The organism is Pseudomonas sp. AC239, assembly GCF_979258545.1.
The window spans coordinates 3043171-3056830 of sequence record NZ_OZ409864.1 but is presented as its reverse complement, the minus strand read 5'-3'; the positions used below and the strand labels follow the sequence as shown (position 1 = coordinate 3056830).

The 13660-nt window shown below is 59.3% G+C and carries 15 protein-coding genes; 6 read left to right on the top strand and 9 right to left on the bottom strand.

From position 1 onward, the window contains the following. Positions 1-294 precede the first annotated feature (294 nt). Both yejK and ACZ0AZ_RS13770 read left to right on the top strand, forming a co-directional pair. Positions 295-1299 carry a nucleoid-associated protein YejK gene (gene yejK, locus ACZ0AZ_RS13775; protein ID WP_039759184.1) on the top strand — a complete coding sequence of 335 codons (1005 nt, stop codon included), beginning with the start codon at positions 295-297 and terminating at the stop codon, positions 1297-1299. Continuing rightward, positions 1299-1649: a glutaredoxin family protein gene (locus ACZ0AZ_RS13770; protein ID WP_463537558.1), complete on the top strand. Its 351-nt coding sequence runs from the start codon at positions 1299-1301 to the stop codon at positions 1647-1649. Before yejK ends, ACZ0AZ_RS13770 begins: the two co-directional genes overlap by 1 nt. A gap of 118 nt (positions 1650-1767) precedes the next feature. Here the strand turns inward: ACZ0AZ_RS13770 and ACZ0AZ_RS13765 are convergent, their stop codons facing one another. From ACZ0AZ_RS13765 to ACZ0AZ_RS13745, 5 genes are all read right to left on the bottom strand, one after another. Beyond that, positions 1768-2703: a glutathione S-transferase family protein gene (locus tag ACZ0AZ_RS13765; RefSeq protein WP_463537557.1), complete on the bottom strand. Its 936-nt coding sequence runs from the start codon at positions 2701-2703 to the stop codon at positions 1768-1770. 84 nt (positions 2704-2787) lie between these two features. Further along, positions 2788-3090: a GIY-YIG nuclease family protein gene (locus ACZ0AZ_RS13760; RefSeq protein WP_039759190.1), complete on the bottom strand. Its 303-nt coding sequence runs from the start codon at positions 3088-3090 to the stop codon at positions 2788-2790. 41 nt (positions 3091-3131) lie between these two features. After that, positions 3132-3602, bottom strand: coding sequence for a nuclear transport factor 2 family protein (locus ACZ0AZ_RS13755; RefSeq protein ID WP_076565988.1), 471 nt, complete (start codon positions 3600-3602; stop codon positions 3132-3134). Positions 3603-3792: 190 nt separating this feature from the next. Further along, positions 3793-5097 carry a CynX/NimT family MFS transporter gene (locus ACZ0AZ_RS13750; protein WP_129999868.1) on the bottom strand — a complete coding sequence of 435 codons (1305 nt, stop codon included), beginning with the start codon at positions 5095-5097 and terminating at the stop codon, positions 3793-3795. Then, the gene (locus tag ACZ0AZ_RS13745; protein ID WP_129999869.1) at positions 5087-5746 is read right to left on the bottom strand and encodes a FadR/GntR family transcriptional regulator; all 660 of its coding nucleotides are present in this window, start codon (positions 5744-5746) and stop codon (positions 5087-5089) included. Before ACZ0AZ_RS13745 ends, ACZ0AZ_RS13750 begins: the two co-directional genes overlap by 11 nt. A 166-nt stretch (positions 5747-5912) precedes the next feature. On the opposite strand from ACZ0AZ_RS13745, the gene ACZ0AZ_RS13740 reads away from it, so the two are divergent. Beyond that, positions 5913-6224, top strand: a complete 312-nt coding sequence (locus ACZ0AZ_RS13740; RefSeq protein ID WP_039759197.1) for a type II toxin-antitoxin system MqsR family toxin — start codon at positions 5913-5915, stop codon at positions 6222-6224. Then, on the top strand, positions 6221-6709 hold the full coding sequence (locus tag ACZ0AZ_RS13735) for a type II toxin-antitoxin system MqsA family antitoxin (RefSeq protein ID WP_129999870.1): 489 nt from the start codon (positions 6221-6223) through the stop codon (positions 6707-6709). Before ACZ0AZ_RS13740 ends, ACZ0AZ_RS13735 begins: the two co-directional genes overlap by 4 nt. Before the next feature lie 62 nt (positions 6710-6771). Here ACZ0AZ_RS13735 and ACZ0AZ_RS13730 read toward each other — a convergent pair whose 3' ends face one another. The 4 genes from ACZ0AZ_RS13730 to ACZ0AZ_RS13715 all read right to left on the bottom strand — a co-directional run bounded on the left by ACZ0AZ_RS13730 (position 6772) and on the right by ACZ0AZ_RS13715 (position 10934). Next, on the bottom strand, positions 6772-7536 hold the full coding sequence (locus ACZ0AZ_RS13730) for an amino acid ABC transporter ATP-binding protein (RefSeq protein ID WP_016771581.1): 765 nt from the start codon (positions 7534-7536) through the stop codon (positions 6772-6774). Between the two features lie 13 nt (positions 7537-7549). Next, positions 7550-8644, bottom strand: coding sequence for an amino acid ABC transporter permease (locus ACZ0AZ_RS13725; protein ID WP_039759200.1), 1095 nt, complete (start codon positions 8642-8644; stop codon positions 7550-7552). A gap of 10 nt (positions 8645-8654) precedes the next feature. Beyond that, positions 8655-9836, bottom strand: coding sequence for an amino acid ABC transporter permease (locus ACZ0AZ_RS13720; RefSeq protein WP_463537556.1), 1182 nt, complete (start codon positions 9834-9836; stop codon positions 8655-8657). 66 nt (positions 9837-9902) lie between these two features. After that, positions 9903-10934: an amino acid ABC transporter substrate-binding protein gene (locus tag ACZ0AZ_RS13715; protein WP_016771583.1), complete on the bottom strand. Its 1032-nt coding sequence runs from the start codon at positions 10932-10934 to the stop codon at positions 9903-9905. 468 nt (positions 10935-11402) lie between these two features. Here ACZ0AZ_RS13715 and ACZ0AZ_RS13710 point away from each other — a divergent pair, with 468 nt between their 5' ends. Both ACZ0AZ_RS13710 and rhlB read left to right on the top strand, forming a co-directional pair. Continuing rightward, positions 11403-12059 (top strand): alpha/beta hydrolase, encoded by a 657-nt coding sequence (locus tag ACZ0AZ_RS13710; protein WP_039759204.1) that lies wholly within the window; start codon positions 11403-11405, stop codon positions 12057-12059. A gap of 96 nt (positions 12060-12155) precedes the next feature. Further along, positions 12156-13634, top strand: a complete 1479-nt coding sequence (gene rhlB, locus ACZ0AZ_RS13705) for an ATP-dependent RNA helicase RhlB (RefSeq protein WP_310409337.1) — start codon at positions 12156-12158, stop codon at positions 13632-13634. The last annotated feature ends 26 nt before the right edge of the window (positions 13635-13660 follow it).

Genomic DNA, 13660 nt, shown 5'->3' with positions numbered 1-13660 from the left:
AGTCGGGTTATAGATGCCGAAATCAGGGTTTGGTTCGACCTGACAAATGCTGAATGCACGCTTAACGCAGTGACTTCGCGCAAGACCGGGCAAAACTAGCACAGCGACAAGGAAATATCCGCCTCTAGCTACCCATTTGGTCAGCTTTATTGCGCTAAATCGGTAAAAAACCGCATAAGGCCGGCCTCTTGCCCCGGTTTTGCCCTTCGCCCCCCGCCAAAACCAGTGGTTGCGGTACACTGAGCGCTTTTTCGGGGGAGCCTGCCCTCCTCCCTTCCAACAGCCGAGAAGCCCATGCCGATCCGTCATTGCATCGTCCACCTGATCGACAAAAAACCCGACGGCACGCCTGCAGTTCTGCACGCTCGTGACTCTGAACTGGCCGAGTCCGCAGCCATCGAAAACATGCTCGCCGACCTCAATGAAAGCTACAACGCCAAACAGGGCAAAGCCTGGGGCCTGTTCCACCCGGAATCCGGCGCGTTCCCCTTCAGCGGCTGGCTGAAGGAGTACATGGAAGGCGGCCGTGACTTCACCGCATTCAGTAAAGTGGCGGTCGAGCATCTGCAGAAGCTGATGGAAGAATCCAACCTGTCGGTGGGCGGCCATGTGCTGTTCGCCCACTATCAACAAGGCATGACCGATTACCTGGCGATCGCCCTGCTGCACCACAGCGAAGGCGTGGCAGTAACCGACGAGCTCGACGTAACGCCGTCGCGCCATCTCGATCTGGGCCAGTTGCATCTGGCAGCGCGGATCAACGTCTCCGAGTGGCAGAACAACAAACAATCCAAGCAGTACATTTCGTTCATCAAGGGCAAGAATGGCAAGAAGGTCTCGGAATACTTCCGCGACTTCATCGGCTGCCAGGAAGGGGTCGACGGCCCCGGCGAGACGCGCACCCTGCTCAAGGCCTTCAGCGACTTTGTCGAGAGCGAAGATCTGCCGGAAGACTCGGCCCGCGAAAAAACCAAGACCCTGGTCGACTATGCCAGCAGCCAGGCCAAACTCGGCGAACCGATGGGCCTGGAAGAATTGTCGGAGCTGATCGACGAAGAACGTCCGAAAGCTTTCTACGATCACATCCGCAACAAGGATTACGGCCTGTCGCCAGAGATTCCGGCAGACAAGCGCACCCTCAACCAATTCCGCCGTTTCACCGGCCGCGCCGAAGGCCTGTCGATCAGCTTCGAAGCGCACCTGCTGGGTTCGAAGATCGAGTACGACGAAGAGAACGGCACCTTGATCATCAAGGGCCTGCCGACTTCGCTGACCGATCAGTTGAAGCGGCGTAACTGATGCTCGGCAATGTGCTGAAAAAAGTTGCCCTGGTGCTGCTGGTGGTCGTGGTCTACCAGAACTGGGGCAAGATCGAGCGGCTGTTCAATCCCGCGCAAATGGTCTCGGAGCAGACGCGCGCGCAGGCCAATGTCGTGCTCTACGCCACCGACTGGTGCGGCTACTGCAAGCAGACCAAACGCTTTCTCGACAGCAAGGGGATTCCTTTCAAAGAGTTTGATATAGAGAAGGATGCCGATGCGCGCATGGCGTATGAGGCATTGGGTGGACGCGGAATTCCGCTGATCGATGTGAACGGCACGTTGATTCGCGGGTTTGATCCGGAAGAAATCCTCGCTGCCCTGAAATAATCCACTGTGGGAGCGAGCCTGCTCGCGAAAGCGCTGCATCAGCCAACGACAATGTTGAATGATCCATCGTCTTCGCGAGCAGGCTCGCTCCCACAGGTTTTGCAACTGACTCGATAAATCAGCGCGCTTCGATACGGAACCCAAAGCGCGGGAAGTGCACATGCACCACGCCGCCACGTTCGTCTTCGCGGCGAATGATCAGCTCTTCACTGCCAGCAAACAGCAACTCCCCGACCACCGGATCAACGCCGTAGTCGATAGCGGCAATCGCCACTTGCTGGCCCGCCTTGAAGCCATTCGGATCAACGAACTGCTCATCGGGCAATGCCGCTGGCGTCGCGTTACGCGCGACTTCCAGTGCCTCGACGGAAGACATCTCGCTCGCTGCGCCATGGCCGAATCCCAACACTCGACCCAGCCACGCCGCAACCCCAGGATAGTCATCCACCAGCGGCGCCGTCACGTGGGTCGCCTTGAGAAACCACAGCGGATGCGCCAGGGCGAAGTCGGCAATCGACGGTTCGCCGAAGAGGAAATCGCCCTGCTCGCGCTGCAACTGTTGTTCCAGCCGCGCCATGATCGTTGGCCATTGATGTTTGGCCTGCTCGGCGGACAGACGCGTGGCGCTGCCACCGCTGAACAGACCGGCACGGTCGGCCAGAAAAGCCTTGATCGCTTCCGGCGGCAATTTGCCGAAACGCACTGCCACTGATTCTGGCTGGAACACCAGGCTCACCGCGTGCTGGAACACCACCGAATCAGCCCACGCCGCAAAACTGGCGCTGGTCATTTCCTGGCCTTCGGGGAAGAACGCCGGCAGGGCTTTTTGCTGTTCCAGGCGTCGAGCGATCAGTGCGGTGTCGCAATAGATGTCAGCACCGATCTGCAACACAGGGGTCTTGCGGTAGCCACCGGTCAACGCGGTCAGATCCGGTTTCGGCATCACCGGGGAAATATGCACCGAACGCCAGGACAGGCCTTTGAAGCCCAGCAGCAGGCGGGCCTTCTCGGCAAAGGGAGAGGTCGGGTAATGGTGCAGAATCAACTCGGACATGCTCGGCTCCGCCGCTGGAAAAGTGAATCCGCAGCTTAACGCGCATTGCCGGACAGGCCTACCGATCTGCCTGATGGGAACCAATCAGTCAGATTGATAAGACGCGACAAGACATTCCTTGGCGCTCTTCTTGAGCTTTTTGATCAGCCGTTCCTGGCGCAAAGCATCACTTTTGTCGCGGCACAGTTCGGTGTAGACCAGCGCCATCGCCGGGCTGGAAAGAAAGAACCGCGCGCCTTTGCCGCTCTGGTGCTTGGCGAAACGCCGAACGGGGTCGTCGCTGATTCCGCAGTACAACGAGCCATTGGCGGCACGCACGAGGTAGACGAACCAGGATTTGCTCACTGGCTCGGCAGCATCGACGGATTGTTCGCTAAGACTGGTCACTTGGGTGATCTGAACGTGTAGGAAAACAGGCGGCGATCTTATCAGCGCCCGGCCTGAAATGCCTTCAGTCCCTTGCGCGCCTGGGCACGTACGGCGTTGCGCACCAGCGGCGTCCACCCCAGCAGCAGGCCTTTGAAACCGAGCGCCTGCCGCGACCAGCGCCACAGATCGAAGTGGTCGTGATGCTCACAGATCTTGCCGTCACGGAACACGAAGCGCGCCTGGATATCGTTGATGACGATGTTGCCGGTCTGGCTGAACAGGTAAGTCGCCACCCAATGCGCGCCGCCCGTGCGCTCGTCGGCACGGACATTATCAAAAGTCAGGGAAAAATCCTTGGCACGGGTGGTGAGCATGCGCCACATGTCGCCGGCATCGCGCCCGCGCAGTTCACCGAAGGCCGGATCACTGAAGACCACGTCATCGGTGTAGCAGGCGGCCATGGCTTCGGCGTCGAGGCGCTGAAAGGCTTGGTAGAAGCGAGTGATCAGGGCGCTGTGGGCTTCGCTCAAGGCAGTCTCCAAAGAAATAGGTACAGATTGCCAGCACGATAATCTGCCGCGCGCAGAAACACTATCGGCAATACGCAAAACCCTTGTGGGAGCGAGCCTGCTCGCGAAGGCAATTCAACATTCAACATCTATGTTGACCGAAACACCGCTTTCGCGAGCAGGCTCACTCCTACATTTGCACCCAGTGCATTCAGATCTTTTCGCTTTGCACCTGCACATACAACGCGCGCCCGGCACCGAGGCCGGCAATGATCGCGCCGGTGCCAATGATGCCGAAAATCCAGCCGACGGCATTCCAGCCGCCGGTCCAGTCATGCACTACGCCCACGGCGAACGGCCCCATGGACGCCAGGGTGTAGCCAAAGCCCTGCGACATGCTCGACAGGTTCGCCGCGACATGGGAATCGCGCGAGCGCAGCACGATCAGGGTCAGGGCCAGGCTGAACGTGCCGCCCTGCCCCAGCCCGAGCAGAATCGCCCAGCCCCACAGACCTTCGATCGGTGCATACAGGCAGCCGAACAGCCCGGCCAGGGTCAACGCCATGACCACGACGATCGCCAGACGCTGATCCTTGCCACGGGTCGCCAGCCACGGCGCAGCCAGCGAACTGGCCAGTTGAATGATCACCGAACCGGACAACACCAATCCGGCTTGGGTCGGGGTCAGCCCGCGCCCGATGAGGATCGATGGCAACCAGCCAAACACAATGTAGGCCAGCGACGATTGCAGGCCCATGTACAAGGTCACCTGCCAGGCCAGCGGATCACGAAGCAACCCGCGCACGCGATAGGCGACGTTGTGTGCGCCATGTCTGGAGCCGACTTGTGGCAGCCAGAAAACCGCCGCCACCAATGCCGGAATCACCCAGAACCCCAAGCCCATGGCCCAGCTGTTACCAAAGTGTTCACTCAGCGGCACGGTCGAACCCGCCGCCATCGCCGCGCCCAGGCACAGGGCCATGGTGTAGACCCCGGTCATGGTCCCGGCGTGTTTGGCGAAGTCGCGTTTGACGATACCCGGCAGCAAAACGCCAACAATGCCAATGCTGGCGCCGCCAAGAACGCTGCCGGCGAACAGGCCGATCTCGCCGAAATTGCTGCGCAAGATGATCCCGCCGGCCAGTGTCAGCAGAATCCCCAGCACTACCCGCTCAGCACCGAAACGCCGCGCCAGAATCGGCGCCAGCGGCGCAAACAAGCCCAGGCACAGCACCGGCAACGTGGTCAGCAATCCCGCCTGCGCTGCAGACAGCCCGAGACTTCTGGAGACCTCGCTGAGCAATGGCGCCATGCTCGACAACGCCGGGCGCAGGTTGAGCGCCACCAGAATCAGCCCGAGCAGCAACAGCCAGGGGCGTTTTACCAACGGATGGCTTTGCTGGACCTGCTCGTCATCAGCCTCGGCATCGATCAGCAACTCCTCCAGCTCGGGCGAACGTTTCGACGCTGTGGATAACTCAGTGCGGGACATGGTTTTCTCGGTTTCAAGGTTCATTGATCAACTGCCTCGACAAGGCTTTGGCCCGCTCCGGGTCGCGTTGTTCGACCGCATCGAGCAAGTCGATGTGCAGGTCGAACACGTCCTGACGGCGCGGGGAAATATTCAAGGTCTGGCGCAATTGCGCGCCGACGATGCTGGAGAAATAGCGATATAGCTCGCTGAGGGTCGGGTTGTGCGCGGCATCGACCAATCGCCGATGAAACACCAGATCGCAGGCGATGTAAGTGTCGAGATCACCGTGATAGTGGCTGCCGCTGGTGCCGAGCGCTTCGCGTAGCGCCGCCAGATCCTCATCGGTACGGCGCAATGCTGCCAGGCCGATGGCCTCGACCTCAAGGATGTGTCGGGTCTCCCGGGCCTGCTCCAACGAACAGCGGGACAACGCTTTCAGCGTATCCAGCGGATCGACCACCGCACGAAGATAACTGCCGTCGCCCTGACGAATTTCAATCAGCCCGGAGAACGCCAGAACACGCATCGCCTCACGCACGGTATTGCGGCTGATGCCCAGTTCGGCACACAGCTCCGGCTCGGTAGGCAAGCGCTCGCCGACCTGCCACGCACCGCTGTTGATGCGCTGGCGTAGCTGTTCCAGCGCCTGATCGACCAGGGATCGCTTGATCAAAGGGGAAATTTCAGACATGAGCCTCGCCTTTTCATCCAATCATAGGATGAATTTTCCGACATGTTAGTCAGACCCATGTAGGACGGCAACCACCTAGGGTCAATCGGAGACACATGGAGCGGCATTTTCGATTGGTCAAAATTACCCTTTAAGGGTAATTTCAGGGGCAGGGTTTTGGCTTCTTATGGAAAAGAACACACCCCATTACGATTTGGGAGCGGTGAAACAAGAGGTCATCAGGCTGGGCGCGAAAGCTTTTACAGGAACTGCGATGAGCTCGGGCAAACGCATGGGGTTAAACCTGAAACGAATGCAGCAGGCTATCTGCTTGCTGGAGCGCCGGATGTTCTACAAGTCCATGACTTGCTACACCAATCACCGAGACTGGCAGGACGTTTACCACATTGGACTTTACGACGTGGAGCTGTACATAAAAATCACCTACTGCCCCAACGGCGGTCCTCCCGTGATCTCTTTCAAGGAGAAGAACCTATGAATACACGGCAATGCATGAGCTGTGGCACCCAAGATGCGATGCAGCATTTCGAACGTCGCAGTATGACTGTCGACTACAAAAACGTCTCACGTCGGGTGCACGACATTGCAGGATGGGAATGCAAAGCCTGCGGTGAGATCATTTTTGATAACAACACTGACAGCGCCGAACGCTATTGCGACGCCGGCGATAAATTGCTCGAAGAGTGCTTACAAGTGATGGGCGCCGAGATGAAACGCATCCGCCGTAAATTACATCTCACCCAAAAAGAGGCAGTCAAATTGCTATCGGGTGGAGGGCACAACGCTTTTTCCCGCTACGAACGCGGCGAGCTTCCACCGCCTCAACCCTTGTTCAATCTTATGCGCCTGCTGGATCGTCACCCTCATCTGCTCGCCGAAATACAGGCGATGAACGAAGGCACTGACTTGCGGCGGCTGCTGACCGCGCGCTTCCCGGAGCAGGAGACGGCACCGGTGTCCTGAGAAAATCAGAAAAAAATAAACCCGGGAACTCAGCCCGGGTTTATCTCACTGCGAGGCTTCGATCAATGCAAAATCTGACTCAAGAACAACTTGGTCCGGTCATTCTGCGGATTGTCGAAGAAGTCATTCGGCGCCGCCTGCTCAACGATTTCGCCCTTGTCCATGAAGATCACGCGATTGGCCACGGTGCGGGCGAAGCCCATTTCGTGGGTCACGCAGAGCATGGTCATGCCGTCTTCGGCCAGACCGATCATGGTGTCGAGCACTTCCTTCACCATCTCCGGATCGAGTGCTGAAGTCGGTTCGTCGAACAGCATGATTTTCGGCTTCATGCACAGGGCGCGGGCAATCGCCACACGCTGTTGCTGACCGCCGGACAGTTGCCCCGGGTATTTGTGCGCCTGCTCCGGAATGCGTACGCGTTCCAGGTAGTGCATGGCAATTTCTTCGGCCTTGCGCTTGGGCATCTTGCGCACCCACATCGGCGCCAGGGTGCAGTTCTGCAGAATGGTCAGGTGCGGGAACAGATTGAAGTGCTGAAACACCATGCCGACTTCGCGGCGGATCGCTTCGATCTGCTTGAGGTCGTTGGTCAGTTCCACGCCATCGACGACGATGCGGCCCTGCTGGTGCTCTTCCAGACGATTCAGGCAACGAATCGTGGTGGATTTACCGGAGCCCGACGGGCCACACAGGACGATGCGCTCGCCCTGTTTGACGTTGAGGTTGATGTCCTTGAGTACGTGAAACTGGCCGTACCACTTGTTCACGCCCTGCATCTGGATGATGCCTTCCGGACCCACAGGCTTTTTGATTGCTTCGCTCATTTACAGAGAACTCCTAACGCTTGTGGCCAGTGTCGAGCTTGCGTTCCAGATGCATGGAATAGCGCGACATACCAAAACAGAAAATCCAGAACACCAGGGCGGCGAACACATAGCCTTCGGTAGCCATGCCCAGCCATTTCGGGTCGGCAGCAGCTTGCTTGACGCTGTTGAGCAGGTCGAACAGACCGATGATGATCACCAGGCTGGTGTCCTTGAACAGCGCAATGAACGTGTTGACGATGCCCGGGATCACCAGCTTCAGCGCTTGAGGCAGAATCACCAGGCCCATCGAACGCCAGTAACCGAGGCCCATCGCGGCAGCCGCTTCGTACTGCCCTTTGGGGATCGCCTGCAGGCCACCGCGCACCACTTCGGCGACGTAGGCCGACTGGAACAGGATCACCCCGATCAGCGCCCGCAGCAGCTTGTCGAAGTTCATGCCTTCGGGCAGGAACAGCGGCAGCATCACCGAGGACATGAACAACACCGTGATCAACGGCACGCCGCGCCAGAACTCGATGAAGGTCACGCAGACCACACGAATCGCCGGCATGTTCGAACGCCGCCCCAGCGCCAGCACGATGCCCAGCGGCAATGCTCCGGCGATGCCGACGGTGGCGATCACCAGGGTCAGCATCAGGCCGCCCCACTGGCTGGTCGGCACGGTGGTCAGACCGAAACCGCCATGCAGCAAGGTGAAGGCGATGATCGGGTACACCACCAGGAAGCTCAGGCCGTACACCGCTTTACGCGGCATGCGCGAGATGAACAGCGGTGCTGCGCCAATGACCGCCAGCCACACGGTCAGGTCCACGCGCCAGCGCAGCTCGGTCGGGTAGTAGCCGTACATGAACTGGCCGAAACGCTGCTGAATGAACACCCAGCAGGCGCCTTCCTTGGTGCAGTCGGCGCGGGTGGTGCCGACCCAGTTGGCATCGACAATCGCCCAACTCAGGATCGGTGGCACGACCAGGTAGATCAGGTAAAACGCGAACAGCGTCAGCAGGGTGTTGAGCCAGCTGGAGAACATGTTCGCGCGCATCCACGCCACCACACCGATGCTGCTGTTGGGTGGAGGCATGTCGGGTTTGAAAGTATGAGTACTCATGCGCTTTTCCTTACCGCTCGATCAGCGCAATGCGCTTGTTGTACCAGTTCATCAGCAGGGAAATGCTGATACTGATCGCCAGGTACACGCTCATGGTGATGGCAATCACTTCGATGGCCTGCCCGGTCTGGTTGAGCACGGTGCCGGCGAACAGCGAAACCATTTCCGGGTAACCGATACCGGCGGCCAGCGAGGAGTTTTTCGCCAGGTTGAGGTATTGGCTGGTCAGCGGCGGAATGATCACGCGCAGGGCTTGCGGGATGATCACCTTGCGCAGGGTCGGGCCGTTGCGCAGGCCAAGCGAACGCGCCGCTTCGGTCTGGCCGTGGCTGACCGACTTGATCCCGGAACGCACGATCTCAGCGATGAACGCTGCGGTGTACACAGTGAGTGCCAGGGTCAACGCCAGCAGTTCCGGGATCAGCACCCAGCCGCCGACAAAGTTGAAGCCCTTGAGCTCGGGCTTTTCCCAGTGCAGCGGAGCACCGAAAATCAGCGCGCACAGGGTCGGGATCACCAACAGAATCGCAAGGCCGGTCCAGAACTTGTGAAACGGTACGCCGGTTTCTTCGAAGCGCTTGTTGGCCCAGCGGCACATCAGCACGATGCCGACGATCGCCAGCACGATGCTGATCACGAAGGCCCAGAAGCCGTCAGCGGCGAGTGCGGCCGGCATGTTCAGGCCACGGCTGCTGACGAAGAAGGTGTCGCCAAAGTTGTGGCTGTTGCGCGGCCCCGGCATGGTCAGGAACACCGCGAAGTACCAGAACAGGATCTGCAGCAGCGGCGGAATGTTGCGGAATACTTCCACATACACCGTCGCCAGTTTGGCGATGATCCAGTTCTGCGACAGCCGCGCCACGCCGACGATGAAACCGAGGATCGTCGCCAGGATCACGCCGATAAAAGTCACCAACAGGGTGTTGAGCAGGCCGATGACAAACACCCGCGCGTAGCTGTCCGCTTCGGTGTAGTCGATCAGGTGTTGAGCGATGCCGAACCCGGCACTGCGCTCCAGAAAGCTGAAACCGGAAGTGATGCCCCGGTGCTGAAGGTTGGTTTGGGTATTGTCGAACAGGTACCAGCCAAGCGAGACCACCGCCACAACGGTGATGATCTGGAATAGCCACGCACGCACTCGTGGATCGCTGAGGCTGAACCTCTGCTTTGGTGCGCCGATAGAATTTTGCATGAAGTGCCCCGGAAGAAATGGAACCAGAACATCACCCGGCGGTTGGCCCGCCGGGCGATAGAACCATTAGCGCACTGGTGGTGCGTACTGAATGCCGCCGTTGTTCCACAGGGCGTTCAGGCCACGGTCGATTTCCAGCGGAGTGCTCTTGCCGAGGTTTTTCTCGAAGATTTCACCGTAGTTGCCGACTTGCTTGACGATCTGCACAACCCAGTCTTTCGGCAGTTTCAGGTCTTTGCCGTACTCGCCGTCAGCGCCGAGCATACGGGCCACGTCCGGGTTCTTGGTCGACTTGGCTTCCGCTTCGACGTTCTTCGAAGTGATGCCGGCTTCTTCGGCGTTGAGCAGCGCGTAGCCGACCCAACGTACGATGGCCAGCCACTCGTCGTCGCCGTTACGCACGACCGGACCCAGTGGTTCTTTGGAGATGGTTTCCGGCAGCACCACGTAGTCCTTCGGCGAAGCCAGCTTGCTGCGCTGGGCGAACAGCTGGGACTTATCGGAAGTCAGCACGTCGCAACGACCGGATTCCAGCGACTTGGCGCTTTCATCGGAGGTGTCGAAAGTGATCGGGGTGTATTTCAGACCGTTGCCACGGAAGTAGTCGGAAACGTTCAACTCGGTGGTGGTTCCGGCCTGGATGCAGATGGTCGCGCCGTCGAGCTCTTTGGCACTTTTCACGCCCAGCTTGTTGTTTACCAGGAAGCCGATGCCGTCGTAGTAGGTGATGAAGCCCGGGAATTTCAGGCCCATGCCCGCGTCACGGGAGCTGGTCATGGTGGTGTTGCGCGACAGGATGTCGATCTCGCCGGATTGCAGCGCGGTGAAGCGCTCCTTGGCGTTCAACTGGCTGAACTTGACCTTGTTGGCGTCGCCGAAAACAGCAGCGGCCACAGCGCGGCAGACGTCGGCATCGATGCCGAGGATCTTGCCGGTCGCATCCGGTACCGAGAAGCCCGGCAGACCGTCGCTCACGCCACACTGCACGAAACCTTTTTTCTGTACCGCATCCAGGGTTGCACCCGCCTGAGCGAACCCGCTGACGCCGAGTACTGCTGCTGCAGTCACGACTGCCAGAGTGGATTTCAACATCTTCATTCAAACCTCCAGTTTTGCTCTTGTTGTGTCGGAGCTTGAGCCCTGTCGCACCCTTTTGAGGCGTTGCTGACCCGTGTTGGCTTTTTTTGGGGTCAACCGACGTAGGACCTTCGCTATGAGTCTAGTAGGAGAGAATCCACATCATGGATCACTCACTTCTCACCAATCGGCCGAACGGGCTGTGGCCCTTTCACGTTCGCTAAGCCCGTAGCGGCCATTGGCGAACATCCATCACCGGATTCGTTGCTGTCCCATCGCGCGACGTAGACTGATAGTGTTACCGCCACGCGTAGGACGCTTCGTACGCAATCCTCCATAGCAAAGGCCGTACCACACTGCTTGCCAAAGTGATTGCGCGACACGTCAATAGCTAAACTTGTAACCTTGCGACATCTTGTTAACGGATCAACCGGGCGCGCACTTCAATCACGCACTCAATGAGAGCGCCCGCACATTTTTGGAGCAGACATGACCGAGCCCTTGATTCTTCAGCCTGTTAAGCCCGCAGACGCCTGCGTGATCTGGCTGCACGGCCTCGGCGCCGACCGCTATGACTTCCTGCCGGTAGCCGAGGCGTTGCAGGAAAGTCTGTTGAGCACACGCTTTGTGCTGCCGCAGGCACCGACCCGTCCTGTGACGATAAATGGCGGATATGCCATGCCCAGCTGGTACGACATCAAGGCCATGAGTCCGGCCCGAGCGATCGATCGCGACGAACTGGAAGCCTCGGCGGATCGCATCGTCGAACTGATCGAAAACGAGCGCGCCAGCGGAATAGACGCCTCGCGGATTTTTCTTGCCGGGTTTTCGCAAGGCGGCGCGGTGGTACTGCACACCGCTTTTCTGAAATGGCAGGGACCGTTGGGTGGGGTGCTGGCGCTGTCGACTTACGCACCGACTTTCAGCGATGAACTGGAATTGTCCGCCAGTCAGCAGCGCATTCCGGTGCTGTCGCTGCATGGCCAGTTCGATAACGTGGTGCAAAACTCGATGGGCCGCAGCGCTTATGAGCATTTGAAGAAGCATGGTGTCACCGTGACATGGCAGGAATACCCAATGGAGCACGAAGTGTTACCTGAAGAGATTCGCGACATCGGCGTCTGGCTGAGCGAACGCCTGCGCTGATTGGCGTGTGATGTCCGCCCATTGATCCCTCCTACTACGCCGCGCCCGATTCTTGCATTACACTGGCCGGCGTACATTCCTTAACCAACTGATGAGATGACCGTGCTCAAAGCACTCAAGAAAATGTTCGGTAAAAGCGAGGCTGAGCAGCTCGCGCCAGTTCCCAGTGCGCCGTCGCACGCCCCCGGTCATCGCAGCGATGCCCCGCAGGACGACCGCCCCGCTCCCGTAGCGACACCGAAGCCAGAAGAAAAACCTGCTGCGGCCGCACCAATCGCTGCAGAGCCTGTGCGCAGCGAAGCGCCGAAACCGGCCAGACCGCGTCGCGAACCGAAGCCCAAGGCACCGGTCATTCCGTGGAAACTCGAAGACTTCGTCGTCGAGCCACAGGAGGGCAAAACCCGCTTTCACGATTTCAAACTTGCCCCCGAGCTGATGCACGCCATCCAGGACTTGGGCTTTCCGTACTGCACGCCGATCCAGGCGCAGGTGCTGGGCTTCACCCTCGCCGGCAAAGACGCCATTGGCCGCGCGCAGACCGGCACCGGCAAGACTGCCGCATTCCTGATCTCGATCATTACCCAGTTGCTGCAGACGCCGCCACCGAAAGAGCGCTACATGGGCGAACCGCGTGCGCTGATCATCGCGCCGACCCGCGAGCTGGTGGTGCAGATCGCCAAGGACGCCGCTGACCTGACCAAGTACACCGGCCTCAACGTGATGACGTTCGTCGGTGGCATGGATTTCGACAAACAGCTCAAGCACCTCGAAGCGCGCCACTGCGACATTCTCGTGGCGACCCCGGGCCGCTTGCTCGATTTCAACCAGCGTGGCGACGTGCACCTGGACATGGTCGAAGTGATGGTGCTGGACGAAGCCGACCGCATGCTCGACATGGGCTTCATCCCGCAAGTCCGGCAGATCATTCGCCAGACCCCACCGAAGTCCGAACGCCAGACTTTGCTGTTCTCGGCGACCTTTACCGAAGACGTGATGAATCTGGCCAAGCAATGGACCACCGATCCGGCCATCGTCGAAATCGAAATCACCAACGTCGCCAACGAGAACGTCGAGCAGCACATCTACGCCGTGGCCGCTGCCGACAAATACAAACTGCTCTACAACCTGGTCAACGATAACGGTTGGGAGCGGGTGATCGTGTTTGCCAACCGCAAGGACGAAGTGCGCCGTATCGAAGAGCGCCTGGTGCGCGACGGCATCAATGCCGCGCAACTGTCTGGCGACGTGCCGCAGCACAAGCGCATCAAGACCCTGGAAGGTTTCCGCGAAGGCAAGATCCGCGTGCTGGTGGCCACTGATGTCGCCGGTCGCGGCATCCACATCGACGGCATCAGCCACGTGATCAACTTCACCCTGCCGGAAGTCCCGGACGACTACGTGCACCGCATCGGCCGTACCGGTCGCGCCGGCGCTGACGGTGTGTCGATCAGCTTTGCCGGCGAAGACGACTCCTATCAGTTGCCGTCCATCGAAGAAAAACTCGGTCGCAAGATCAGTTGCGAAACGCCGCCGACGCATCTGTTGCGCGCGGTTGAGCGCAAGCGCCCGCAGTAAGCGCAACGAAATGAAAAAGCGCAGCC